The organism is bacterium (assembly GCA_040755795.1).
Taxonomy (GTDB): domain Bacteria; phylum UBA9089; class CG2-30-40-21; order CG2-30-40-21; family SBAY01; genus JBFLXS01.
This window is the reverse complement of the sequence record JBFLXS010000019.1, coordinates 1-26795: the sequence shown is the minus strand read 5'-3', so window position 1 is coordinate 26795 and position 26795 is coordinate 1. Positions and strand designations below refer to the sequence as shown.

Sequence of the window (26795 nt, the reverse complement as noted above, 5' to 3'; positions counted from 1 at the left end):
AGGTTAAGTTAAAGGTATCTGCGTAATTTCCCTTGTTCATTAACTCATAGACATACTCTACCGTACCATTTGGTATACCATCCTTATTTGCCGGGACAGTCCAGCTACCACCGTATATCTGTCCTACGGTGATAGAGATATTCGTCGTGGTAGTTCTGGTGTTACCACCTATTACATAAGTAGCAGTTGCCATGTTAAGTATCTGTGTATTTGCAGTCGTACCACTCGTCCCTACTTGCGCATTAACTGTCTTTGGTGCTAAAACCATCATCAGCCCTAAGCTTAGCATAGCTAACGAAATACACCTTTGCATTCTTTTATCACCTCCTTTCTTTTTAAGATTTTGCCCATTTTGTTTTTTTGAAATTGCCATTTTTATCTACCTCCTTTCTTTTTGATAACGCTCTCGGATAAATTTGAGCGTTGATTTTATTAGCCCTTCCAAACAGACAATCTTCTTTTCACCCCCACCGAAGGAACAAGGATCAAGGTGCAAGGAACAGGGGCTTTCCCTACTCTTCACCTCTTGCCCTTTGATTTCACAAGTGCTGTTTCCAACCCCATTAGCATCCTTCTCTTTTCCATTCACCTTAATCCTTGAACCTCGCTCCTTGAACCTTTTTATCCGAAAACCTTCTTTAAATGGCAAAATATATATTATCCCTTTTATAAGGGGTTAAACAGATAAACATTTTTTGTCAAGATATGAATCTCGACCTACAAGCAGACTAATACCCTCTCAAGACACTCCAGGTCTCTTCTGGATACAAGGATATTCTTTTAGGCACTTTTATCCCTCCATTGGTACGCAGTCCTACCATATAGGTCGATTTTCTATCATCGATAGTCTAAAGGACACAATCTTTTTTTGTCGAGATATGAATCTCGACCTACAATACTAATAGGACACTGTTATCCTCTGCGGATATAGATACTTTGATACACTATTATCCTTTTCGGACACAGGTATATTTTTACTACAGCAGACACAAGTATAGTGTTATAAGTTATGAGTTTTTTTAAACAACTCTCAATTACTTAATGTACACTCTAAAGTATAGTTTTACTGTTTCAGCTGGATCAATAGTGTCAATTTCAAATCGTACTATCTGATTACTATCATCCCAATCAGCATCCCAGGTACCTTGGTTATCATATCCATCGGTCTTCGTGCCAGCAGTATTGTAAGTATCACCTGCAGTACCCATTCTTAATGTTCCCGTAGCATAACTCGTATGTAGTGGTAACTTGTCAGTAATTGTCACAGAGCCTGCTGTATAAGAACCAGCATTGTAGCAGGTGATAATATAGGTTATCGTTCCACCTGGTACATAGCGGTTATTACCCAGATACCCTGTTGGTGTAGCATACTCCATACTCTTGGTTAAGGTGACAACCGCGGCTAAAGCAGTAGTTGTTCCACGATGAGTAAGAGTATCTGCCCCACCGTAAATCCAATTACCAACAGTGTATGTCCCACCATCATTCGTAGTTGTCCCAGTTACCATCACCGCGCCTGTCTCAAGATTTGCTGCCGTCCCTGATATGGTTACTCTAACCGTAAATGTTCCCTCTGCATCTTCAGCTAATGTAATAGTAGTCGTCGCAACACCATCTTTTAGAATCTCCGCTGTCCAGCCGACTGGCAATCCAGTAGTGTTCAGTGACAGGTAAAAGGTATCAGCAGCGTTACCTTTATTCTCCAGTGTATAGAGATAGTCTACTGCCGCACCCGGTGTATCTGTCCCATTTTCAGGAAGATTACCCCATTCTCCACCGTATATCTGTTCTACAACACGAGTTAACACTGATGCAGTAGTTGAGGTTCTTCCTACACTACCAACCATATAGGTGACTACAATGTCTCCCGCCTGGTCTGCTATACCGATAGTACCTGTATCAGTACCATTGATAATCTCTGAGCCTGCGGTAGTACCACTGGTACCTACTTGTGCATCTGCTGTCTTTGGGGCTAAAATCATCATTAGCCCTAAACTTAGCACAGCTAACAAGATATACCTTTGCATTCCTTTATCACCTCCTTTCTTTTTAAGATTTTTTTGTCTCTTTGCCTATTTTCTTGAAAAGGCAAAAATATGTTATCCCTGTTAAGGGGTTAATTTTACAGTTTACTCACCTCCTCCTTTCCAAATACCATAGACCTTTAATTCCATCAACTGCACCAATCTCCATTCCTCGTGCTTATGGTAATAAACACTACCTTTAGCTATAAATAGCTGTACATACTGTGCCTCCACTCCATCACATGGTGTACTGACAATCTTCATTGGATCTCCCGTATCAGATCTACCATTTACACCATCATCACCACTAATTCCTGTATCAATAATAGTCCAGTCACTACCGTCCAAACTTACTTTAATGGTATAATCTTGACTATATGCTAAACTTCGCCAATAGGCAACTATCTTATCAATAGGATACTTTTTACCAAGGTCAATGATTACATATTGGTCTTCCAAAGTAATATCACCAGAAGTAGCCATGCCTGTAAAATAGCTTGTTGAGCCATCTGTCACACGAGAGATAAATTCTGTCTTTTGTGAAATATATCTTTTATCAGGACAATGAATAAATGTTCCTGTTACTACCTTTTTTAGGGCAATGTTATTTTCTAATGTAGTAAATGTAATATCTTCTGAGACTATTCTATGCCCAAATTCATCTTTTGCACTTATTTCAAAATGATATACTGTACTTGGTCTAAGACTACTCAACTCTACATTATGAGTAAGTAGAAGATTTTTATTTATCAGAATACCTTTTTTATAATTGGTATCTGTTCCATATCTAAGTTCTGAGGTGGTTGGAACATTAGTTATCCAGTTTATAACAGCAGTTGTTTCAGATACTTGTGATACTTCAATACTTGAGAATAATGGTAATGGAATACCAGTAGTAGTAAAGGTATGGTAATCGGATAAAGTTAAATTTCCATAATAATCCTTTGCTGTTATTTGATAGTAATAGGTAGTTCCTGGAAGTAAGTTTTTCAAGCTTATATTATGGTCAGTTTCAGAAGCGAGGCTTAGGGAGATATTCTTCTTATTTTGATGAGCAGGAGTATACTGTACCTGTCCAGTAGTTTCTATATTCGTTTTCCACAAAATTTTAACACTATTATCCGTAATATCAGTAGCGGTTATTTCATCAATCTGAACATTCAGTTCAGTGGCAGGGAAGACCTGTAATTCTGCTACTTGGATTTCTTTAATTACAACACTTAACCCTTTGGGAATAAATAACTGTATATATTGAGCAGCTATTCCCTTACATGCTGTATCTTTTATAATTATATTTCCTTTTGCTTCACCTGTTGTTCCATCAATATCTTCTGCAACTCTAGTCCAATTGATGAAATCCATACTTGTCTTTATTTGATAATTACTGCTAATTCCTTCTTTATCCCAAAATATCCTTACTAAATTGATGTAATAAGGTTTGCCCAAATCAATGATTAAATATTGGGAAGACGCAGTAACATCTTGAGAAGTAGCTAAAGACTCATTGTTGCCGTCAGTGGCATTTGTTTTGTGTTCAAAACTACCGATTACTGATTTATGCAAGGCAATATTAATCTTGCTACTCATGGAATTGTCTTTTCCAAAAGCAATATCTATATTCAGGAAGGTGGTAAGGATTAAAAATATTAGTAATTTTTTGTGCATGATTTTTTCCTCCTTTCTACGCTTTTAGTCAACTCTAACCTTAAAGTAAAGCCTGCCTGATGCACCGACAGGAATACTCCCAAGTTCAAAGGTTACTGCTTGGGGAATATTCACATTCCAGTCTGCACTACCACCAGATTCTATATCTTTTGCATCTGTCTTAGGGGTAGCACTTTCATAAGTAGAGCCTGATGTTCCTATCCTCAAGCTATTAGTAGCATAGATGGCATAATTCATTAGTTTATCTGTAATAGTAACCGAACCTGCAGTATCATTGCCATCATTAATATAGGTAATGACATAGATTATAGTCGCTCCAGGAATAGTGTTTGTTCCACCATCCCATTCATGATTAACAATCATATCTTTAGTCACCACAATATTTGCCCCAACAACATTAATATCACTCTGTGTACCCCTAATGCTATTATCTGCAACATCCATGACACTTACACTTTGAGTTCCTATGGTATTAAAGGTTACTCCAGCAGTAAAGGTTTTAGTACCTGCATCTGCAAGTGTAAATTTATAATCATTAGGCAAGATTGCTAATGGATCAGATGAGGTAAAGGTAATTGTTCCAATATAATTAGTAACAACATTATGTGAAGCATCATGAGCAATTACTTTTACATCTGATGATACCCCGATAGAGATAGGGTTTGTAATCCCGGTTACATGAAAATGGTCAACACCAACTGGTGTAGAGCTATAAGCGATAGTTATATCTCTTAAATTTGGTGTGTCAGCAGAATTAGTAGTAGTGAAAGATGCCTTGTATTGAACCCATCTATCACCATTATGAATGGAATTAATTGCAGTAGCTGAAGTAGTATAGTAATCTCCAGTCCCAGTAGGTCCATACCATGTAGCACTACTCAACGCACCCTCGGTGCCCGCAGTACGAATTTGAAATACTAAAGATGTTACCCCAGAAATATCAGCACTAAAGTAGATATTATCAAAAGTGCTCTCCTGACCTGTATCATATCCAGATGATTGCAGAGAACCTGAACCTTGATAATTCCTTTCTATTAGGCTGGTTTGGGCATTGGTAATAGAGTTATTCATGTTATAATTAGAGAATAGATAGTTAGTCCCATCACCGTTTGAGATTCCTACAGTTGGAGTTAGACCTGTATTCCCACTACCATAATTAAATTTGATAGTTCCATTTTGATAAAGTACCACTCCAAAATTTACTGGATAATTACCTGAGTGAGTCTGTCCACACCATCTGATATAGATAGAGTCAGTGGTTGGCTGATGAATATATATATCCTCTCCTGTTTGAGCAGTGCCATCAGTGCGGAGATTATCCCATAAAGGTGCAATTCTTAGATTATTCTTCAACTTAGCAGATGTATTATCATAATCAGCATTAGTTGTTGATGTAAGATTTAAAAAACCATTTGAAGATACCCAGACAGTATTGTAATCTGTACCATAAAAAGGAAAGGTAAAGGGCAGTGTATATTGCCAAACTCGCTCATTATGCCGCCAATTTTGTGCTATGCCACCGGTCATAAATTCATTATTGATTAAGCTCTCATGATATGGATAAGAAAGCGGTGTTAACTTTACATCCCCAGGGCTTGAGGTTGTGCCTACATTATTGAGCAGTCCAAGTGAAAAGTCTTGTTCATCGGTTTGTGTCCAGGCAGTGGCATCTGTATTAATACTCCAGTTTGTCTCATTACTCCAGGTATAGGCATTGTTATTGTCAACTGCCCTTACCTTCCAGTAATAAGTTGAGTTGTCTACCAAATCAGAGGTAGGTGTGTAGCGGCTTGAAGTTAACCCTGTTATCTCTGTCTTAGTGATAAAGCTACTATCTGTAGAATACCATAAGGTATAGGTTATGGTGCCACCTTCTGGATCTACTGTATCATCCCAGTCAAATGTAGGTCTTAAATCTGTAGTTACACCATTATCAGGTGAATTTAATGAGAAATTATAAGGAGGCTTATTCCTTGCATTAGTACTAAAACTCCAGTCTGTCTGGCTACCCCATGTTGAAGAGCCATGATTATCTATCGCCTTTACCTTCCAGTAATAGGTTGAATTATCTTCTAAATCAGTTGCTGGGGTGTAGGTATTTGAACCCAGTCCACTTATCTCTGTCTTAGTAGCAAAAGTAGTATCAGTAGAGTACCAGATAGTATAAGTGATAGTATCTTGTGGGTCAGGATCTGTAGAGATACCCCAGGTAAATGTTGGAGTAAGGTCATTTGTAACACTCAGATTATCTGGTTCTATAAGTGAGAAATTTGTCGGTAGTTCATTGGCAACATTAGTACTAAACTGCCAGTCTATTTGATTACTCCATCTATAAACTCCATGATTATCTACGGCATTTACCTTCCAATAATAGATTGAATTATCTATCAAGTTAGTTGAAGGGGTATAATTGCTTACCATAAGTCCAGTTACCTCTATCTTAGTAGTAAAATTAGAATCAGTTGAGTACCAGAGGGTATAAGTTACTGTATCACCTGGATCTGGATCTATTGTATCCTCCCAATCAAATGGTGAGGTTAGATTAGTTGTTTCAGTACCATTAGTAGGCAAAAGGAGTGAAAAGGAATTGGGTGGGCTATTAGTAGTATTAATATTAAGACAGTTCGTTTCGTTACTCCATGTCTGTGCTAAATGATTATCTACTGCCTTCACTTTCCAATAATATGTTGACATATCATTTAAATTTGTAGTAGGTGTATATATACTTGTCCCAAGACCTGTTACTTCTGTCTTGATACTAAAGGTAGGGTCAATAGAATACCATAGGGTATAGGTTATAGTATCTCCTGAGTTGGAATCTGAGGAATCCTCCCAGTCAAATGTAGGGGTAAGGTCTTTAGTATAACTATCATTAAGTGGTGAGATTAGTGAGAAGGAATTAGGTGGCAGATTACAAGTATAGATAATAGTTACATCATGTAGACTGGGGGTATAGTCAGGATCAGTGGTTTCTAATATTACTCTATATTGAACCCATCTATCATTATTATGAATTGAATTAATGGAAGTACCACTTGTAGTATAATAGTCTCCTGTGCCGGTTGGTCCATACCATGTAGCAGTATTTAATTCTCCTTCAGTAGCAGCAGTACGAATTTGAAATTTTACAGATGTACCTGTACCAGTGGTATCTGCCGTCCAGTAAATAAAATTGAAATCACTTATATTACCGGTATCATAGGCAGCGGATGCGAAAGTTCCTGATAAAAAATAACCACTTGCCTGGATAGTAACATTATCAATATACCAGCCTCGATAATCATTATACAACCCATCTACCGTATCGAAAAGAAATCTAATTTGCACCTGCTGTCCTACATAGGCTGATATATCAACAGACTCCCGTCTCCACGGTTGGATATTATCAGAAACAGCATCCCAGTACCAGACTTGATGTTCTACTGAACCATCATATACATAAACTACTTGCCTGTCATACCCCGGCTCACCGTGTTCCTCAGTTTCACTCCAATGCCACCAGTTTAATGTTGCCTGAGTTACAGAGGTTAAGTCTATCCATGGACTTCTTACATAACCCCAGTTTCTTACCTTCCCAATCTCATAGTCCCCAGTGGCATCCTGTCCATACCAACCACTATGTGTTGGACTATGACTATTTGGATAGGGACTGACACCATCCTCTACTAAGTGCCATGCTGCATCATTGGGTCTTTTTGTCCAGCCTGGGGCACCGGTCTCAAAATCATCATTAAAATAGTAAGTTGTTGTTGCAACTAAGACAATACATCCATCTGAGAGTTTTACCTTAGGGATATCTCCACCAAAATAATTCCAATAAAGAGAATCTGTTACCACTCTATCTTTAATACCAGTAGTTTCATCTATATCTATCCATTGATTAAAAATTCCGGTAGTAGACCAAATCTCGCAATTATTAGCATCATAGACATAAAACCAATCATAATTTAACTCTGTTTCTTGATTAATAAATATCTGGGTTATAGTACCCGTAGGTGTAGGAGTCCAGTAAGTAGTAGCGGTAGGCATATAGGTATCCTGGTTATCACCTACACAAAGATTATATAACTTACCATTGGTAGAGATGATAGTCTCATTTAAGATTACTGCATCAGTATATGTACCACTTTCAAAATCTGCTGAAGTAGTCTGTGTCCATGTACCCGCATAGGCAGGTAGGGTAATTAAACCGATGAATAATATAATAAGGGATCGAGGCATACTTTTCCCCTTCCATATTATCCCCGGACTCACCCTGATTTCTAATCTCAACTCAATGCTATCAGGTAAGGGTAGCCTTGGGAGCAAAGGTGAGATACATAGAAGATTATGACTTCGCAATCTGAAACCTGGGGCTACCATCTATCGAGTAAAATATTGAAATATCAAGTAGCCGCAGCCTTTAGAGTGCGTTTTGTCCTTTACCAGGCTGAGCCCGGGATAATTGCTATCAGGTTCTTCCCAGAAAAAAATACTAAGAAAAGATTCAAGAGCTCAAGTATCTTTAAAAAACTTAAATGTCAAAAATCCAGCAACTAAATTGAGCATAACACTAAAAAACCTCCTCCTCTCCACAGTATAGTAAGATAAAGTAACCGTTCAGGGTGTAACGAAGGGGAAATGGAGAAATTAGGGAAAAGGGGAAAAAGTATTCTTATTTTAGTAAGAAAATCATATTATTTAGAATGTCATTGACAACTGATGAAACCTTCTGCTACCTAATTCCACTACCACTCTCCTTTCTCCCCATTTCCCCTTTTCTCCTTATGGACACCTGAACGCTTACAAGATAAATTATCCTTTACTTACTTCACCATAATTTAACAAGCAAACAAGAGGCTTTATGTATACAAAATTTCGACCTGTGAAATAGGTCGACATGGAAAAACAAAATTATACCCCACTACTTGGTGTAAGAAAAGGAGATAGGGAGATTAAGGAGATAAGGGGATATTATTCTAATTCCACTCTTCTAAAATCTGCCTTTTCTTTAGCAAAGTTTACAAGAATAGCCACCTTTACACCTGTAGCTTTTAAATCGGTAAATACTCTCCAGAAAACCTGGCCCCAGTGTCTGGTGTACCTTGATAATACATTGAATTATTATCTCAGTAAGTAGATTTTCTTGATATTCTTGTGATATCTCCATATCCCCTTTATCCCCTTATCCCCCTTCTTATACTAACCGCGATCAAAATATTCCTATTTCACAGGTTGCAAAATTTCAACCTGTGCGATTAGACTAATTCATCGCAGAGACGCAAAGGAAAAATAAATGTAAAATGTAAAATAGAAAATGAAAAATGGGAAATTTTAGTACTTCGCAAGACTCATTACTTTTCAGTTATACATTTTCATTTTACATTATCCATTTTACATTTAACCGCACAGGTGGCAAAATTTTTGTCTCTTGCTTTTATAATATGTCTATAATACCTAATATTTCCTTCTCTCTAATCTCCAATGGCATAGAGTTTACCATCCCCACATCCTACATAGATTGTTCCATCAGCACCAATTACTGGAGAAGATAAGTGAATTTTATCACCAGTTACATATTTCCACTTAAGACTGCCATTTGGGTTTATGGCGTAAAGATTACTATTCCATGCTCCTACATAAATTGTTCCATCAGAATCAATAACAGGTGAGGAGGAAATATAACTTCCAGTAGGATATTTCCACTTAAGAGTACCATCTAAGTTTATAGCATAAAGGTTGCCATCATATGACCCTACATAGATTGTTCCATCAGAATCAATGGCAGGTGAGGAATGAATAGCACTTTCAGTAGGATATTTCCACTTAAGAGTACCATCTGAGTTTATGGCATAAAGATTACTATCTCCTGAACCTACATAAACTGTTCCATCAGAGCCAATGCTTGGAGAAGATACATTGATATCCCCCGTAATTGGATATTTCCACTTAAGAGTACCATCTAAGTTTATGGCATAAAGATTACCTTTGCATGTTCCTACATAGATTGTTCCATCAGAATCGATGGCAGGTGAGGAGTGAATAGCACTTTCAGTAGGATATTTCCACTTAAGAGTACCATCTAAGTTTATGGCATAGAGGTTATTATTATATGACCCTACATAGATTGTTCCATCAGCACTAATTGCTGGAGAAGATAAACCTCCAGTTCCACGAGCAGTAGTATATCTCCACTTAAGAGTACCATCTAAGTTTATGGCCATTGAGCGTATATAAACTGTTCCATCAGTACCAATTGCTGGAGAGGAAGTGAAACCAGACCACCCCATAGCATATTTCCATTTTAAGGTACCATCCGGGTTTATGGCATATAGGTTACCATCATACCCCCCTACATATACTGTTCCATTAACACCAATTGCTGAAGAAGAGGAGATAATACCGCTCTTTGTATCATAACACCATTTCAATTTTGGTGTAGCAGGACCGGTATATGGGCTTCTACCTGTATGCTCCACATCATGATGGAACATGGGCCAGGAACTATCTGCTAACTGGGCAGATACAGAAGATAATAAAGAATCCAGAGTTACCCAATTAACTATTAGCAGAAATAATAATACTACAATATAATTCTCTGATGCTTTCTTTCTCATTATTTTCATTAATAAATACTTTCGTAACTATTCACCACGAAGAGCACGAAGGACACGAAGATGTTACAGAACAAATCTCTTTATGGTAATGCCTCAGTGAAATGGGGGATTCTCCTGAAAGTAGGAAGTAGGAGAGTAGGAAAGTAGGAAAGGGGGAGACATTACCCCCAGAAGAAGAATACCGTACACATCCTTTATCCCTTTCCTACTTACCTACTACCTACTTGCCTACTATTTTTCATTGCTTTGTCCTCCGCAGGTTAATGTTCATTCCCCCAAATAACTGACGTATTACCATATATGTCAATATTTGAGCTTCATGAATTCGATAATTCATCAAATTTCACTTCGTGCTCTCCGTGCCCTTCGTGGTGAATAGTTACAATTCTTCTAAAAAATCGGGGTTCGGATTTAGGGGGTAGGGGATTCTTTTATTCCCGAATCCCCCAATCCCGAATTCCTTTCTTCGTGTCTTAGTGTCTTTGTGGCTGAATAGTTACCTTCCCTTTACATATTATCAATCAAGTAACCGAATTCTCTAAGTCTTTTTTTGACCTTGCCAGAATTGCTTTTATCAATAAGAATACAGTAGTCTTCCGCCTTTAAGATATATTTTTTTAATACCTCATCTGTAGCAATCAAACAAATCAATTCTTTGTCCTTTTTCAATCTATAGACAGCCATTTTCTCCTCGCAGTTTAAAGGATTAATCTTTTCTAATATTTCATTCAAAAAATTATGCCAGATTTCAGGTAAATTTGAGGAAATTTGTCCTTTGAAAAACTCAACCTTTCGTTTTATATCTTCCTTAGAATTACAATCTTTAAAAAAGGATTCATAATCTACTTTATAATGATTATCGCTTATTGGAGTAGCTACCTTTTCCAAAACCATCCTTTTTAATCTATCAGTTCCTTCTATATGGATAATCAATCTCCTCTCATCAAGAATAATATTGGTTTTTTCTTCCTTAATCTCTACCTCATATTTTTCAATCAGACCTAAGATATAAGCCCCTAATTTTGTCAATCGGACATATTGCAACCCGTCATAGATAGAAAGATAGGGATGGTCTTTTTCTTGCAAAACTTCATTTTTGGGAAGATTATAGGCAATATCAACTATCCCAAAGGTGGCAAAAAGGAACATAACGGTCTTAACAAAAGGAACTATAACCGCATCTTTATAAATCTCATTGGAAATACGAATATTTTCAAGGTAAGAACCATATTTTCCCGTCGTCTCTCTAATATAATAAAATTCCCATTTTGTGTTAATATTAATTAATTCTAAATAGATACCTTTAGCCAGGGCATATTTGATTAAATTTTCACAAGAGACCCAGGAAGAGAGAGGAATACTTCTTAAGAGTTCAAAAAGTGATTCTCTTACCTTTTGTTCTCTACCCGCGTAGTCATCATACTCAAAATAATATCCTCTATTTTTCAGATAAGACAACAATTGATGTAATTGGTAGTTTTCAGAATTCTGGCTATAAAAGAAGCGGGTAAAGAGTTCTTTCAAAAATTCAGGTGGGGTATCAACATTTTTCAGCGGTATCTTCTGCAAAAAATTGATAATGAATCGAGTTTTTATATAGTCTAATCCCTTATCTTGATGCTCATAAAATTCTTTTATCCCACAATAGGTAACCATTTCTTTAAGAGTTGTCTTAAGAATCTTATCGCCACCAAATCTTAAATTACCATGTTTTAAATAGTTAGACCAAAGTTTTATTTGTCTTATTACCTCGTCATTATCTTCATAGATAAAATCTGTCTTCTCGATTTTATCAAGTGAAATCAACTCATACTCTTTTGGAAAAGGCAGGTGTTGTTTAAATATTTTTCTTAATAACTCAGGAAGATAGAATGACAACTTCATTAAGGGATAATCATAGGTTGAGTGAATTGGAAATAGCAGATAATCGCTTTCGATACTTTCTGCTGGATTCTGATAGTAGCGTCTATCTCCTTTTAGTATCCTTATGTTAAGGTGTTTCTCAAGGTTTTCAAGTTTATGTTCTCCTCCTTCCCAGATGAGGATATGGAATATTCTTTTTGCAAGAGGAGGCAGACACAAGACCAGTTTATTGAATAGTTCTCTGTCAGAATAAATTTTAGCCAGAGCCCTGACCAGAGTCAGTTTTTTTAAATTACCTAAGTCCTTTTCACTAAAAAAGTATCTTATATAGCGAGTGTATAATTTTTTAAGTATATCGGTAGAATATATCTTCTCGACCATTTTTTCTATCGGGTTCAATTCTGGTGGTGCTGGTTGTTTGGGTGATTGCATATTTCTATAATGCGTTATTGATGACCTGAGTGATTCCATTTCCTTTAGAATATCAATCCAATTTTCCTGATATATCATCTCATCCTCCTAATACTGTAGTTTCGTCATTTTTAATCATCTTCAAAAGCCTGAAAGGTTTAATAAAAAATGATGGAACTACAGACAGAAACTTATAGAAATTTAATCTTCGTTCCTTCAGGATAAGTAAACTTTTTCTTTCTACGGCTATAGACAACCTCAATCTCTGGAGGGGATGTTTTCTCCATAAGTTTTAACACCTGTGTTTTGAAATGAATAAATGGGGTATGAACGAGAACAAAGTCATTAATATTTTCTACGGATACCTCTTGTCCTTTGAATTTGTCAACAATCATCCTTTTAAGCCGAGAAAAATCAGGTGTTGATTCAAATAGAAGTAATTGATTGGGGTTTGCAGTGGCATCACCATATACAATTACATCTAATCTGTCGATAATCCATGTTTAGAACCTTCCACATTGCCTTTGTCTCTTTACACAGGGCAATCTTTTTGTAACTATATTTTTCTTGTAAGTAGTCAATCACTCTTTTGTAGGCATTATATCTAAGATTGAACTCTATCTTTTGACCCCAGTTAGAACGCTCGGTCAGAAACTTTACCCACGACCTGTCAGAACTGCCGTTGATGGTGCTCTGGAGTCCTCTTAATGAACCGAGGGTGATACGCTCTGGTATCAGTGAATTAAAGATTTGGTCAATCAATTCTAAATAATGTCTTTCCCAATCCTCGATAGGCACAATCGGGTCTATCCTTAATCTGATTTCGTATCCCTTCTCATAAAGTTTTCTGGCTGCCTTTAGCCGCTCGCAAGGAGTGGGTGCCTTTAATTCCCACTCTTTAGCCACTGGCTCGGCATTCAGACTGAAGCTAACTATTATCTGATTATGCAAGTCAGCCTTCAGAAGATTTTCAACCTTATTGGATTTCGTTAAGAATAATACCTTATGTCTGTTTTGAGATTCAAAGATAGGAATGATAAAGGAAGAGAATGATTTTGAGTTACCCTCATACATCAAGGAATCAGCAATTTCACCTGTATTTAGAATCTCTGATTCATCCACTTTATTAAGAAATTCCTCAACATGCAATTTTATCTTATCAAAGTCTTTAACCTTAAAGCCAGGCAGAATCCTTCCATTATGAAACCTAAAGGTGCCTTTAAGATAGCACCAGGAGCAGTCATAGGGACAACCATACGCCCATTTTAGCTCAAGAAAATGAGGGCAGACAACATCCGTTGGCTTTTCTGGAACTGGGGTTTTGTCAAATCTTTTGATAATCGAACCATCAGCTACCTGTTGGACAAGGGTTTTCTTTGAACCGTCTAACATAGGGTACTCTTTGACTTTTACCTTTGGACGCCTAATCTCAACTAAACCTGTATTAACTTTTACTCTTTCTTTTAAAAGTGCTTGGGTCATTTCAGGAATTATTTCCTCTATATTTTTATTACCAGAAGGTTATCTACCCTTGTTTTTTGTCATACCTTTATCTTTACCCTTTCCTCAATCCTGTGTCTTATGCTATTATAAAGATCTATTCTCGCTTTGTGTTTTATTTTAACGACAACGGCATAATCCTGAAGGTAGTCTTCTTTTTTAATCCATTGCTTTTGAGAGATAACCGCCAAAACAAGTGGTTTATCTAAAGAAATGTCTGGTTTTTTTGAATAGATTTTTATCCCTTTTTGATGCAAGCACTTCTTACGCAAGCGCACACTAGGATGAATATCTATCTCTTTTATCTTTAACTCTTCAGGAACTGTCACCTCTGTTTCTTCTTCTTTCTTAATCTGAAGTATCCTTTCATAGCCTTTCAGAATTTCTTGAACTCCGGCATTCTTAAAGAGGTGAAATTCCATGCTAACACCCATATAGTCAATTCTATTTCTCCTTATAGGTGGGTTATAGACAAGAGCCACTGAAATTTCTCTATCTCCTGATTCTTCAATAAATTCTCTTGATAGATAAAAGTAATACAAATGAATACCATCTAATTTAATCTTCTTTTCTGCTATAAGCAGAACATGGTTATCGTCGGATGATACAGCCTGCTCAAAGTTTGGTTTTCCGTAGCCATAGATTTTCAATAAATCTACAAGTTTAATGTCTGAATCATTAAAGGTTAGTTCAGCTAAAGAGGATGGTCTATCAGAAGGTATTTCAGCAGAGGATATAAGTAATGCTTTTATAAGATTCGGAGAATATTCTGGAAATTGATTGAAAAGCTTTGCAATATAATGACTAATTCTTGGGGCAGAGAAACTTGTTCCATAATCTACGGTAAAGAGTCTTCCTTCTTCAATCCATTGTGGATTCAAAACAATAAGTTTTCCTCCTATGTCTTCCATCTTAAGGGAGTCGCTGGCTGAATAAATAATATTCCCACCTTCCTCTATCAATTCAGGCTTTATCATCCCTTTGTATCCTAAACCAACTCGGGTAAAAGGTGAAGGATGGTTAGTTTGTACAGGTGAAAAGAATAACTCCATCTGTCTTATATTAGAAGGGCCAACCTGTTGAGAGACAGAACCTACAGTAATAGCATAAGCAGAAGATGCAGGGTCTATTATCTTCACATCTTCTTTTTCATCGATTAGATAGAAAGGGTATTTTTCTGGAAAGCCTAAGTTTTTGGGATTTGAGAGGTTACCAGCAGAGATAACAAAAACAATATCGAGTTCTTTGGCAAGCTCATCTATCAGAGTTGCTAAGGCAAATTGTCTTTTGTTGCCAAACATCTTCTTGTGGCGGTCGCCAAAGGAGATATTTATCACCTTGCAATTAGAAAAGTTTTTAACAAAATATCTTACAGCCCTCTCTAACTGATGTTCCAAAAGCTCACTTTCATCATAAGCAGTAGTAATTTCTCCTGTTATGGGATTTTCTTCTTTGAACATAATCTTTGCTGAAAGTATCCAAACCTCAGGCTGAAATCTTTTATTATTAATACACTCTCTTATATCACCATAAAGTACAACTCCTGCAACTTTTGTCCCATGCCCTACATCATCTTGAGGTTTATCTTCTTGAATCTTATCATTAGAAAGTGTAGGGATTGCTATCTCATCACCTACTGCTTTTTCTAATAAAGGATGGTTTGATAAAATCCCACTATCAAGTAGAGCAACAGCAGTAGCATTCTTATCCGGGGGACCTTCTATACTAAGTTCTTCTAATGGGGTGGATAACATCTGATATGTTATGTAAGGCTTTGGAGGTCTGTCTATTCGGTTTATCTCCCTTAGCACTATTATTTCGTCAAAGAGAGATTTGTTGATTTTGGCCCTTATTAAACAGAGATTTTCGGTTTTTAATTCATCGGTTACCTGTCCACCTTTACTTATTATCAGTTGTTTAAAACCATCCAAGAATTTCTCAAGTTCTTCATCCTCCATCCTCCAAATCTCTACATCCAGGTAACTCTCTTCGCCTTCTTGTAATGGCTTATCATGAAGTTGTTCACCTATCTTTTCTTGTAAAGGGATAGGTTCAAAAGAGGATATAGCATCAAACTTTTTATTTTTCCCCGTTTTTCCATATTCTTTTATTTTTTTTTCAATCTCAACTAATCTTTCATCATCTGCAAGCAAGATCCAATACCCTTTACCTTCGGGAGAGGGAGAAATCACTTTTATCTCATTCCTTGCTAAGAACTTTATAAATTCTTCTTCATCTACAGATTGATTTAGCTCAATCTTGAAAATGAGATTAGGGTCGAAAAATTGCTTAAATCTTTCTTTGTCTCTTTCAAAATCTCTTTTTATTCCTCCAAGATTAAAGATTTGAACCTCAGAGAAACCTTTTCTATCTGAACGAGGACCAATCCTTCCTCCATCTTGCACCTTTCTTTTATACTCACCTTCATAGAAGGGTAATTTAAGATGGTCACTCATATTTTTGTCACCCCTTTAATCTTAATCCTTTCTTTTTGGGTTAAGATAGCCCCTTTTACATCATCAAAACCAATAAGATCTCTACCACTCAATATCGTGCTTTTAAGGGCATTCACACAGGTTTGTTCAATGTCTGCCCCAGAAAATCCTTCGGTCTCTTCGGAAAGTCCATTTAAAGAGAAATTCTCGCTTTTCTTTAAAACTCTTAAATATTTTTCAAATATCCTCTTTCGCCTCTCCTTATCTGGAAGGCCAAAATAAACGACTTCATCAAATCTTCGCCATACACCAATATCAAGCAACTGTGGGTGATTTGTAGATGCTATGATGGTACTATCACCTTCGTAATTTTCAAGTATCAACATAAAATTATTTACCACCCGTTTAATCTCTCCATGTTCTGTCGGATCATCTCTTTGCTTTCCGATTATATCAAACTCATCAAAGAGAACTACCCACCTACCTTTTTCTATAAAATCAAATATTTTTCTTAAGTTTGACGCTGTTTCTCCTAAATATGATGATATTACAGATTCAAATCTTACATAAACTAAAGGGTATCCGATAATCGAACTCATAATCTTTGCGGCAAGGGTCTTACCTGTCCCTGGAGGACCATAAAAGAGTATTTTCCGTTTAGGGTTTAACCCATAAGAAGCCAATAAATCTTCTATTTCTAATTCCTTCGCAATTTGATTCAAAGTTTTTTCAGTCTCTTTTGCTAATACTATATCGTCCCACCCTAAAAATAGTTTCTTAACATCTAATAATTTAAATCCCTTTTCATTATCTCTGGGGACTGGTGGAATTTGGTGAGTATTTATAGTCGACTTCGTTGAGTTCTCCTTCAAAATCCGTAGAAGTTGTGTCGCTAATAGGTGGTGTTTCTTTCTCTTTTCCCCTTCTATTATCTCCTCAGCACTCTTAAAGAATGCATCGTTATCTCTCTTTACAAACGCCTCAAATATTTTAATCAAATCTTCAGATTTCATCTTTTTGACCTCCTTTAGCTATAAACAATTTGCATTCTGTAGCCTTCTCGCTATTCTTTTCTAAAATCATCTTTTCTACTTTCTCTTTGGCTTCTTCTAAAAGCTCTTTGGCCTCTTTTCTGGCTTGGTGAGATTGAAGGACAAAATCAGCTAATTTTTGTTGTTTTGGTTTCGATAAAGTGGGAATCACAGTATTCTTTATCTGATCAGGTCTCCAGTGGTTTATTATTGAACCTCCAGCATCTCTTTGAATTTGATATTGCACAACAGGTGAATTTAAGATTAATGCTAAGTATTCGTTGTTTACCTCATCATTAACACTTAATCTCAAAATCCCACCAGAAATTATCATTTGCCAATCTTCTCTAACTACAAGGGCAATGCCAGGGGTGGCATCTTTTGATAGTAAAACCTCGCCGACCTTTGGTTGATACAGGAGACTAAATCTGTTGTATAGTTCTTCTGATAGATATTGTTGATTGTTGTCATTTATCTCGTACTTTGTCAGATTGCTCACTCTTACAAATGGAATACCGCTATTCTGGTATACCTCACTTCCCGGCTCAACTCCTTTTCTAATCTCAACCAATTCACCTAAACTTTTTGTTGCTACTTTCTTTTTAACTTTCTCAATCACCCTTTCATACTTAGGCTGGTAATATTCGGCATCTATGCGATGGGCTTGTTTAGTATCATTGAGATTGGTGGTATAAAAAAGCTGGTGGCTTAAGTCTAAATCTTCTATCCCTAATTCTTCCAAAAGCATCTGTTCGGCTTGGGAGTAGAGATTTTCGCTATACTCTTTTTTACTTATGGCTTCAATAGCTATTTTTTCAACCTCCAACTGTTTTTTTACATCAGGGAGATAGATTTTTAGATTGCTTATTTGCTGGAGGTTAAGCCACGGCTGAACATTTCCCGTTGCACATCTGAAAATTTGACTCAAGCCATACCTGCATGATAAAAAAACAGATACATAGTATGGGCTAATGCCTTTTTGAACTTTGACTTGGGCAAGATTTTGATTGGCACTGCACGGAAGATATTTTTCTGTAATTACACTCGCTTTCCCAAGAGTTCCAACTCTTGGAATAACAATGTCCCCTTCTTCCAATTTTAAGGACAATTTTTTATAAGTGTTTTCTGTAATATAAATAGATTCAGTATTTGCGATAAATACCTCACTAATATCTTGATTTCTTAAAAAACGAATTCCATCATCTTGATACTCAATGAAATTGGTTTGAGAATATGCTCCAAAATCAGTTATTTTTGAAGAAATGCTACTTAACAAAGGTGAGTATTTCAGAATTTTATTTATCTCCAAATACCTTGGCCGATAATACTCTGCATCTATTCTTAAGGCACCTTCCAATTCACTCTTTTTGACAATTGAAACCTCAGCCATCTCTACTTAAATCCCCCTTTATGAAATCAATCAACTCCTGAATATCCTCAAACCCATTTTCAATATCCTCTAAAGAAGCCTCTATCTCACCAAAGGGATATTTTTCCTCAAAGTAGTATTGGGTTAATACATCAAACAGGTCATAGTATTGGCTAAACAAAGGGTCATATTTTGTTGCTTCGTCAAGGAGCACCTTTAGATCGTGTATCTTCCTCAACTTCCAGCCCTTACTTATCAGATAGCCCTTCAGATATTTCTCAACACCCTGCTGAAGCAAAACCCCGGCCACATCAGATGGGCCGCCTTTCTCTATGAGTATCTTTACTGCCTCGATATCATGCTCCGCCTTCTTGCACCATTCTGATGCTCTTATCTTGTTATTATCCATATAAAACCTTCCCTTTTTCCACTATCTCTAAGATAAAGTCATCTCTGATCTTCAGTCTACTATTGAGCTCAGCCTTTGTGAAGACTACTGGTTGGATTGAAACACCATGAATATCTCTCAATATCTTCCTCACTTCACAAAATCTATCCATCCTTCTTTTCCCTGTCTCCTTAATGATAAAAAGGTCGATATCACTCTCTTCGGCTGGCTTACCATAAGCATAAGAACCAAATAGGATGATCTTTTCTGGCTGGTATTCCCTTTTAATCCTTTCCGTAATTTGGTTAATAACCTTCCTTATCTCTTTATTCTCTGTCATCTCTCACCTCCAAAAATCCAATCTCTGCTCTCTGGCAAATTCGATGAATCCTTCGGCTATCTCGTCTAAGTCAGAGTCAACCACCTTCTTCTCCCTATTCGGGTCAATCTCTCTTCCCTCATCATCAATATAATGACCTTCTTTACTCTTCTTGAATACATACTCCCCACTGTTATTCTTGCCTGACTTCTCAGAGGTAGCCATAAAGATGGGATAGTCCTCTAACGGTTTATCCTGCCACTTCTGTAAGAATAAAACAGAGGTCTTTGTTCCAGTAAAGGGCTTAAAGGTATTGACATTAAGGCCAACCACTGCTAAGATTCTTGCTCTCTCCATCACAAACCTTCTGATATATTCGGCATTGGTGTTGTTGAGATTGCCTTGAGGCAAAACAATGGCCATCCTGCCACCGGGCTTCAGGAAGGAGAGACACCGTTCCAGGAAGAGGACATCCCTGGTCATCTTATTCTGCCGCTTGTATTTGGTTGGGTCTCCTTTATAGGAGAGGTCAAACCTGCCCAATATCTCTGGCTGCTTAATCTCTCCGGCAAAGGGCGGATTAGTCATCACCACATTAAACATCCCATTTTGGATTGCACTTTGAAGTCCATCCTTCCTATTCTTCCATTCCCTTGGGTCTAAGGAGCTTGCTCGATAAACATTGGTCTTACCATCACCAGCAATGAGCATCATCGCCATTGCTACCCGGGCAAGCCGTGGGTCAAAATCTATAGCAAAAAGCCTTGAATTGGCGTATTCGTATTTCTTTTTAAGGCTATCCCCATATTTGGGTTTTATCTCTCTTTCATAGACCCAGTTTAGGGTGTGGATCATAAAGCCACAGGCACCACAGGCAGGATCGAGGGCAAGCTCATCCCTCTTAGGATTAAGCATCTTGACGCACATTTTAACTACCTGGCGGGGAGTGAAATACTGTCCCTTATCCCCTTTCTGTTCAGGGTTGATCATATACTCAAAGGCAGCATCAATCACATCAAGGTCTGTATCGAAAAACCTGTCGTATTGTAAGGCAGAGGCAACAGGGATTAAGGCTTCAGGGGTAAGTTGAATCTCGGCATTTTTGTCAAATATATCCTGCCACTCAGAGATAGCCTTCTTAAAGAGACCATTTAGACGCTTGTATTGTTCAGCAGGAGTAGCAGTTGTGGTGCGAAATTCCATTGTATCATCTTCGCCTTTGTCGTTTTCGTCCCAGAGTTTGGCAAAGATAAGGGGAAAGATGGCATCAAAGGCAGAAACACCCGCATTGGCTAAGACAGTGTTCTCTAATTCCTGAATCTTGCCCTTTAGATCATGAATGGGGGTTAAGTCTTTCTTTTTAATTGGCTCCCTAATATCATCTATATCCTCATTCACTCCAGGGAGTCTTTTGATGGTCTCAAAGATATTTGGCTCTACTCTTAATTGGCAGACATCTTCATTTCCATTAATCCATGCTCCATAATAGACGCCGGTGGCATTCATATAGGAGTGGAGCTGTTCCAAACCATCCTTTCGATTAGGTTTCTTTACCTCAATAATTATTCGTGAATGTTCTTTAGCCTCATCCTCATAGACAACAATATCAGCCTTTTTTGAGGCATAGGTAGAGCCCATCTTGATAGACACCTCAACCGCTATCCTCTCCTCTGGGTAATTCAACTCTCCAATCAATTTGTTGATCACTAATTGGCGAATAATCTCTTCAGGCCTGGCAGACCTCATTTGGCGAGAAATAGGACAGTTGACCACATATTTACCCCGCTCTTCTCGCAAAATAAGACCGTCAAACTCTCTTTGACTAAAGACCTTCAAGCCATACTTGACCTCCGGCCCCTTAAAAACCTCGTCTAAAATTTCATTCTTGTTTTTCTCATCCTCTCTAATCAACTCTGGTCTGGTCAAATCATAAGTAATTTTGCTCATCTACATCTCTCCTTTTTCTTTCAAACTGACAAATTGGTCATCACCGATGATGATATGGTCTAAGACATCTATATCCATTACCTTGCCAACCTCCATTATCTGGTGGGTAACCGCTATATCGTCCTTACTTGGAGTAGGGTCGCCAGAAGGATGATTGTGTGCCAGGATTATGCCTACGGCTGAGTATTGAATGGCGGGTTGAAAAACTTCTCTTGGATGGATAAGGTTTGTCGTCAGTGTACCAATAGAGATGATTTCATCACGGATAAGTTTGTTTTTCACATCCAGATAAAGCCCTCGAAAGTGCTCCTTATTCAACTTCTTCATTTCAGATAGATATTTAAAGGCATCCTCTGGTGTACGGATGCAGACCTCTTTTGTTTGGCTAAAAAATCTCCTGCCCAATTCAAAACAGGCTACTACCTGGCAAGCATGGACATCACCTATCTCCAAAATTTTCTTTACCTTTTCCACATCTGCCTCTGTAGTTATAGCCCTTGAGCCATATTCATCAATTACCCTCTTAGCAATTCCAAAGACATCCTCTTTTATTGTTCCTTTACCAAGGATAATAGATAAAAGCTCATAGTTCTTCAAGGCATTAGGGCCATACTTCTTCAGTTTCTCTCTTGGCTTTTCTTCTTCTGGCAGATCTTTAACTTTGATACTGTATTCCTTTTTCATAGCCACTCCTTAATCAATCCCTCATCGGCAAAGATATTATGGCACCCTTTAGTTTCTTGAATAGGTTCTAAATTTCTATCCCTACAACTCAAGCCATAAAATGTCTGGTCAGATTTTGTGTCTATCCGTTGTCAGCATTTTACCATATAACTTTTTGCCTGTCAAATGAATTTACAATATTCTCTCCAATTCTCTCTACTCTCTACTCTCTACTCTCCTAATACAAACTCTATATCTTGATTATCCAAGGTTTTCAGTGACAATCCATCACTTGAAATCAAAGACTCAAAAAGCACCTTCTTTCTCCTTTGCAATTCCAATATCTTCTCTTCAATCGTTCCTTTGGTTATTAGTTTATAACTGAATACCGTTTTATCCTGGCCGATGCGGTGGGTTCTATCAATCGCCTGTTCTTCTGCGGCTTTATTCCACCATGGGTCAAAGATAAAGATATAGTCAGCCGCGGTCAAATTAAGTCCCAATCCACCTGTCTTCAGGGTCATTAAGAATACCTTGTAGGTGTCATCATTCTGAAATGCCTCTACAAGTTGCTTTCTATCTTTGGTAGCACCTGTCATTGTCAAATACTCAATGCCCGCTTTTTCAAGGTCAGCTGAAACACAATCAATTACATCTAAGAAATTGGCAAAGACTAAAACTTTATGGTCATTGGCAACCACATCCATGATATTGTCTAAAAGTGCTTCACGCTTGGGAGAGATTATTTGCATCTGGCTTTTAGATTCCGGGATAGAGGCAATCTGACGCAGTTCGCTTAATGCCTGAAAGATAAAAAACTGAGACTTTTCAAGCCCACTCTGGGCAATTTGGGTCTTTACTGTTTGATAATAAAAACGACGCCTATTTTCATAAAAAATCTGTTGTTCCTGGCTCATATCGACAAATAGTATCTGCTCAATCTTGTCAGGTAGGTCTTTTAACACCTCTTTTTTTAAACGCCTCAACACAAAGGGATATATCTTCTTTTTCAATTCATACAGGACATCTTTGTCATTTTCCTTCTGAATGGGAATGATGTATGACTGATTAAAATCATCAATCGAACTAAACATAGAAGGGTTGAGAAACCGAAAGAGTGAATAGAGTTCAGATAGGTTATTTTCAATCGGTGTCCCACTTAAGGCAAGCCGATGTTTGGACCAAAGAAGCATTACTGCTTTTGAAATCTGAGAATTGATATTCTTTATATTCTGTGATTCATCAAGGATGATGTAATAAAATTCCTCTTCTTTAAATTGCTCAATATCATTACGAACCATCGCATAAGTAGTCAGGATAAGATTATTCTTTTTGGCTTCCTCTAAATTGCGGTTATTGCCGTGATAGAGATAATATGATAATTGAGGATTGAATTTATTTATCTCATTTGCCCAGTTAAAAAGTAATGTCTTTGGCATAATAATCAAGGAAGGCTTCTTTTCATCTGGATAGATAAAAGATAGCAAGGCAATTGCTTGCACCGTCTTACCAAGCCCCATATCATCAGCCAGACATCCACCAAGGCTATGTTGATGAAGGTATCTTATCCATTTATAACCTTGCTTTTGATACCCTCGAAGCTCTTCATTTAACTGCGGAAACTTATATCTTGATTCTTCAAGCCTATTGAAGCCTAAAAATATCTCTCTTGACCACTTAAGAGATTCAGCGGCGACCTTTTCATCAATCATCTCTTCGACAATTGGCAGGTCAAAAAAAGAGACCCTGACTTTATCCTTTTGCTTTTTGAATACCCGTTTTAATTTCTCAATGTAATGCTTATTAATTATGGCACAAGTCCCATCGCTTAATAAGATATAAGAGTTCTTTTTATATTGAGTTAAGGCATCAAAAAGAGAGAAATTTTCTCCTTCTACCTCTAAATTAACATCCCCCTCAAGGAAATCGATACCGTGTGATAATGAGAAATTAAGTTTTGGACTCACCGGTCGAATATTATAAGACTTGAGTTTTTCAGCCCCCATGATGACAAATCGAGTAATAAAGTGTCCCAATTCATTATAGATGAACTCCCTGGCTAATGATTCTTCGATGATGAAAAGGTTATCTTCGACAAAATAGTCATTTTTGTCAGCAACCGATTTCCGATACCTTTTTAAGGCTGTTTCAATCTCATCCATAGTGAAATGAATCTCTTCAGAGGTAATATCACTAATAATAATCTTTTTCTCTAACATATTAAGCGTGGCAATTCTGGTAATATCATAATTATCAAAAAAATCTGCATCAAATCCAGGCAAAGAGGTAGTAAGTCTGATATACAAAGAATTATCCGCATCTATTTTTTCAAAGATAAGTGTTGGCTGACTTTCTTTAATCTCTCCTTCTATCTGTTTGTAATCCTGGTAATCTATGAAGATATTTTCAAAATAGGAGTAAAGCAAGGAAAGATACTTCTCAAGATTCATTGGCATCAGGGATGTTTGAAAAAGGTGAAGTTCCTTGAAATTTTCACCAATGGGTGGGATTTTATAGATATTACCTTCGGCAAAGACATAATTCTCATTTAAGAACGAAAACTCTTTGAAGCCTTTACCTTGATATAAAAGGAAGATTTTGACCGCTAAAGTATCTTCCCCTTCAATAGAAACAACAATCTTCGCCAATCCGTCCATAAAACCAATCGGTCTAAATTGTGCATCAACAAAATTGTTACAATGTTGAAGTTGCCAGAGAAGATATTCATGTTCCGATAGATAGATTTTATTGTCAGGGATTTCCCAGTTAATTCGAAAGTTACTTTTATCTCTAATAGCGGCAATAGATTTCAATATATCGTGTGTGCGACCAGTATAATATTCAAAATCTGGTTCAACCTCATTTCTATCCTTATCAACAACCGTAATATAGGCACCAATCTCATTGAAGTGTAACTGAAAGAATATTGAAGAGGTAGGTCTTTTTTTCTTAATAGAGATTTTCTTCTTCCTCTTTAATCTCTCAAAAATATCAACTCCGGACATTATTTCCCTCCCGTTTATCGTTTTTTTATAATATCATAATTTAACTCTTCTGTCAAGAGTTTATTACATTTTTTAGTATGGCGTTAGTTATTGGTGGGAGAAAGGAACAAAGATTAAATTATATCTTTTACCACCGATAACTGACCCATTACGGGAACTGGGATTTTTTTGTTGACTTATGATAAAATTTGTGATAGAATATCTTCAGAATGGGTAAAAATGGATACACAATCTAAAAACAGTCAAAAAGCAAATTCCTATCAAGGAGGTAACTTTAATGGGTATGAGTGTAGCTCAAGTAGAGATGCCAGATGAGGTTCTTGCTGTTCTGGGTACTACAAAGCAGCAGCTTTCTCAAAAATTAAAGGAGCTGGCTGCTTTAAAATTGTTTCAGGAAGGCAAAATATCTTCAGCCAAGGCATCTGAATTGGTGGGAATAAGCAGGATGGAGTTTATCGAGGTGCTGGCAAAGAATAATATACCGTTCTTCAGACAGACACCTGATGAGTTAGCTGAAGATATTGCTGTGGCAAAGGAGATGATGCAAAAATGATTGTCGTCTCAAATGCCACCCTGCTTATCTCGCTGGCTAAGATTAATAAGCTCCATCTATTAAAGTCGATGTATGGTACGCTCTATATTCCTGAAGCAGTTTATGAAGAAATTGCGCTAAAAGGAAAAGAACGGTCGGGAGCACAAGAAGTAGAAAAGGCTGAATGGATAAGGCGAGAAAAGGTGCAAAATCGACTTTCGATAAATATTCTTCGGGCAACTCTAAGTGCTGGTGAAAGTGAAACTCTGGTGTTGGCATCAGAATTAAATGGAGATTTAGTCTTGTTAGATGAGAAACCTGCGAGAATAACGGCGGATAGAATAGGAATCAGCAAGACTGGGACACTTGGTATATTGGTGGCGGCTAAGTCTGGTGGACTTATTTCAGAAATGAAGCCATATGTTGATGAATTGATTGCCAAAGACTTCAGGGTGAGTAATGAGTTATATCTGGAGATATTAAAGCAGGCAGGGGAGATTTAGGATGATAGAATTTTACGCTTTGCGGCATACGGTCGTTGTGGTTTGAGATGGGATTTAGGGTTGTAGATTTTTGGAATTATCGATTGAACCATCCAGCACACAAAGCACAGTAAGGGTTCAGGTAGGATAAAAATAAGGAGAAAGGGAGAAGATGGAGAAGTGGAGAAAAGAAGAGTTAACTAATAGGATTATTAATGCCTGTATTAATGTCCATCAAAAGTTAGTGTCGTATTGAGTAAGTTTTGCACGGGGCATCATCAGGTTTCGTAACCTGCAAACGGATAATTGGTAACTGGTAATTGGTAATTGGTTAAATAGTTTCGTCCTGAGCTCAGCCGAACGGTATTTAATTACCAGTTACCAATCACCAGTTACCAGAATCGAATTCCGTGCGTTATTTGTTCAACACGACATTATGACCTGGTTTTCTGGAGAGCATCTATCACAATGCCTTGAAGGTTGAGTTTGCAAGACAGAACATCATCTTTGAATCAGAAAAAGAAGTCAAGATATTCTATCAAGGTGTTGAGGTTGGGATTCATAG

At 37.3% G+C, this 26795-nt stretch carries 20 protein-coding genes; 3 read left to right on the top strand and 17 right to left on the bottom strand.

Annotated features, from left to right (window positions below; all coding sequences use genetic code 11):
* The 17 genes from AB1414_02790 to AB1414_02710 form a co-directional block, all read right to left on the bottom strand.
* Positions 1-373, bottom strand: a 373-nt coding sequence (locus AB1414_02790) for a hypothetical protein (GenBank protein ID MEW6606370.1), incomplete at its 3' end; no start/stop codon positions are given.
* A 661-nt stretch (positions 374-1034) separates the two neighbouring features.
* Positions 1035-2027: a hypothetical protein gene (locus AB1414_02785; protein ID MEW6606369.1), complete on the bottom strand. Its 993-nt coding sequence runs from the start codon at positions 2025-2027 to the stop codon at positions 1035-1037.
* A 102-nt stretch (positions 2028-2129) separates the two neighbouring features.
* Positions 2130-3689, bottom strand: a complete 1560-nt coding sequence (locus AB1414_02780; protein MEW6606368.1) for a discoidin domain-containing protein — start codon at positions 3687-3689, stop codon at positions 2130-2132.
* Positions 3690-3713: 24 nt separating this feature from the next.
* On the bottom strand, positions 3714-7910 hold the full coding sequence (locus tag AB1414_02775) for a hypothetical protein (protein MEW6606367.1): 4197 nt from the start codon (positions 7908-7910) through the stop codon (positions 3714-3716).
* A 769-nt stretch (positions 7911-8679) separates the two neighbouring features.
* Positions 8680-8838, bottom strand: a complete 159-nt coding sequence (locus tag AB1414_02770; GenBank protein MEW6606366.1) for a GxxExxY protein — start codon at positions 8836-8838, stop codon at positions 8680-8682.
* 304 nt (positions 8839-9142) lie between these two features.
* Positions 9143-10294, bottom strand: coding sequence for a PQQ-binding-like beta-propeller repeat protein (locus AB1414_02765; GenBank protein ID MEW6606365.1), 1152 nt, complete (start codon positions 10292-10294; stop codon positions 9143-9145).
* Positions 10295-10792: 498 nt separating this feature from the next.
* Positions 10793-12658 (bottom strand): hypothetical protein, encoded by a 1866-nt coding sequence (locus AB1414_02760; protein MEW6606364.1) that lies wholly within the window; start codon positions 12656-12658, stop codon positions 10793-10795.
* A gap of 92 nt (positions 12659-12750) precedes the next feature.
* Positions 12751-12954 carry a hypothetical protein gene (locus tag AB1414_02755; GenBank protein ID MEW6606363.1) on the bottom strand — a complete coding sequence of 68 codons (204 nt, stop codon included), beginning with the start codon at positions 12952-12954 and terminating at the stop codon, positions 12751-12753.
* Positions 12955-13021: 67 nt separating this feature from the next.
* Complete coding sequence (locus tag AB1414_02750; protein MEW6606362.1) at positions 13022-14041, bottom strand: spore photoproduct lyase family protein; 1020 nt, start codon at positions 14039-14041, stop codon at positions 13022-13024.
* Between the two features lie 59 nt (positions 14042-14100).
* On the bottom strand, positions 14101-16515 hold the full coding sequence (locus AB1414_02745) for a S8 family peptidase (GenBank protein ID MEW6606361.1): 2415 nt from the start codon (positions 16513-16515) through the stop codon (positions 14101-14103).
* Positions 16512-17507 (bottom strand): ATP-binding protein, encoded by a 996-nt coding sequence (locus AB1414_02740; GenBank protein ID MEW6606360.1) that lies wholly within the window; start codon positions 17505-17507, stop codon positions 16512-16514. Before AB1414_02740 ends, AB1414_02745 begins: the two co-directional genes overlap by 4 nt.
* Positions 17497-18915 (bottom strand): restriction endonuclease subunit S, encoded by a 1419-nt coding sequence (locus tag AB1414_02735; protein ID MEW6606359.1) that lies wholly within the window; start codon positions 18913-18915, stop codon positions 17497-17499. Before AB1414_02735 ends, AB1414_02740 begins: the two co-directional genes overlap by 11 nt.
* Positions 18908-19303: a HEPN domain-containing protein gene (locus AB1414_02730; GenBank protein ID MEW6606358.1), complete on the bottom strand. Its 396-nt coding sequence runs from the start codon at positions 19301-19303 to the stop codon at positions 18908-18910. The genes AB1414_02735 and AB1414_02730 overlap by 8 nt, the downstream gene beginning before the upstream one ends.
* Positions 19296-19622, bottom strand: a complete 327-nt coding sequence (locus AB1414_02725) for a nucleotidyltransferase domain-containing protein (GenBank protein ID MEW6606357.1) — start codon at positions 19620-19622, stop codon at positions 19296-19298. Before AB1414_02725 ends, AB1414_02730 begins: the two co-directional genes overlap by 8 nt.
* A 3-nt stretch (positions 19623-19625) precedes the next feature.
* Positions 19626-21548 (bottom strand): N-6 DNA methylase, encoded by a 1923-nt coding sequence (locus AB1414_02720; protein ID MEW6606356.1) that lies wholly within the window; start codon positions 21546-21548, stop codon positions 19626-19628.
* Positions 21549-22232, bottom strand: coding sequence for a DNA repair protein RadC (gene radC / locus AB1414_02715; GenBank protein ID MEW6606355.1), 684 nt, complete (start codon positions 22230-22232; stop codon positions 21549-21551).
* Between the two features lie 209 nt (positions 22233-22441).
* A complete protein-coding gene (locus tag AB1414_02710; protein ID MEW6606354.1) occupies positions 22442-25216 on the bottom strand; it encodes an SNF2-related protein in 2775 nt (924 codons plus the stop codon).
* A 277-nt stretch (positions 25217-25493) separates the two neighbouring features.
* On the opposite strand from AB1414_02710, the gene AB1414_02705 reads away from it, so the two are divergent.
* The 3 genes from AB1414_02705 to AB1414_02695 form a co-directional block, all read left to right on the top strand.
* Positions 25494-25769, top strand: coding sequence for a UPF0175 family protein (locus AB1414_02705; protein ID MEW6606353.1), 276 nt, complete (start codon positions 25494-25496; stop codon positions 25767-25769).
* Positions 25766-26251, top strand: coding sequence for a DUF3368 domain-containing protein (locus AB1414_02700; GenBank protein MEW6606352.1), 486 nt, complete (start codon positions 25766-25768; stop codon positions 26249-26251). The genes AB1414_02705 and AB1414_02700 overlap by 4 nt, the downstream gene beginning before the upstream one ends.
* A 428-nt stretch (positions 26252-26679) precedes the next feature.
* Positions 26680-26795: GxxExxY protein (locus AB1414_02695; GenBank protein MEW6606351.1), on the top strand; the 116-nt coding region annotated here is incomplete at its 3' end.

Excerpts from the sequence above, each read along its gene's own strand:
- radC (MEW6606355.1), bottom strand. The coding sequence starts at position 22,232 with ATGAAAAAGGAATACAGTATCAAAGTTAAAGATCTGCCAGAAGAAGAA.
- AB1414_02735 (MEW6606359.1), bottom strand. The coding sequence starts at position 18,915 with ATGGCTGAGGTTTCAATTGTCAAAAAGAGTGAATTGGAAGGTGCCTTA.
- AB1414_02705 (MEW6606353.1), top strand. The coding sequence starts at position 25,494 with ATGGGTATGAGTGTAGCTCAAGTAGAGATGCCAGATGAGGTTCTTGCT.
- AB1414_02720 (MEW6606356.1), bottom strand. The coding sequence starts at position 21,548 with ATGAGCAAAATTACTTATGATTTGACCAGACCAGAGTTGATTAGAGAG.
- AB1414_02760 (MEW6606364.1), bottom strand. The coding sequence starts at position 12,658 with ATGATATATCAGGAAAATTGGATTGATATTCTAAAGGAAATGGAATCA.
- AB1414_02780 (MEW6606368.1), bottom strand. The coding sequence starts at position 3,689 with ATGCACAAAAAATTACTAATATTTTTAATCCTTACCACCTTCCTGAAT.
- AB1414_02770 (MEW6606366.1), bottom strand. The coding sequence starts at position 8,838 with ATGGAGATATCACAAGAATATCAAGAAAATCTACTTACTGAGATAATA.
- AB1414_02710 (MEW6606354.1), bottom strand. The coding sequence starts at position 25,216 with ATGTCCGGAGTTGATATTTTTGAGAGATTAAAGAGGAAGAAGAAAATC.
- AB1414_02755 (MEW6606363.1), bottom strand. The coding sequence starts at position 12,954 with ATGATTGTTGACAAATTCAAAGGACAAGAGGTATCCGTAGAAAATATT.
- AB1414_02765 (MEW6606365.1), bottom strand. The coding sequence starts at position 10,294 with ATGAAAATAATGAGAAAGAAAGCATCAGAGAATTATATTGTAGTATTA.
- AB1414_02775 (MEW6606367.1), bottom strand. The coding sequence starts at position 7,910 with ATGCCTCGATCCCTTATTATATTATTCATCGGTTTAATTACCCTACCT.
- AB1414_02740 (MEW6606360.1), bottom strand. The coding sequence starts at position 17,507 with ATGAAATCTGAAGATTTGATTAAAATATTTGAGGCGTTTGTAAAGAGA.
- AB1414_02725 (MEW6606357.1), bottom strand. The coding sequence starts at position 19,622 with ATGACAGAGAATAAAGAGATAAGGAAGGTTATTAACCAAATTACGGAA.
- AB1414_02700 (MEW6606352.1), top strand. The coding sequence starts at position 25,766 with ATGATTGTCGTCTCAAATGCCACCCTGCTTATCTCGCTGGCTAAGATT.
- AB1414_02785 (MEW6606369.1), bottom strand. The coding sequence starts at position 2,027 with ATGCAAAGGTATATCTTGTTAGCTGTGCTAAGTTTAGGGCTAATGATG.
- AB1414_02750 (MEW6606362.1), bottom strand. The coding sequence starts at position 14,041 with ATGACCCAAGCACTTTTAAAAGAAAGAGTAAAAGTTAATACAGGTTTA.
- AB1414_02730 (MEW6606358.1), bottom strand. The coding sequence starts at position 19,303 with ATGGATAATAACAAGATAAGAGCATCAGAATGGTGCAAGAAGGCGGAG.
- AB1414_02745 (MEW6606361.1), bottom strand. The coding sequence starts at position 16,515 with ATGAGTGACCATCTTAAATTACCCTTCTATGAAGGTGAGTATAAAAGA.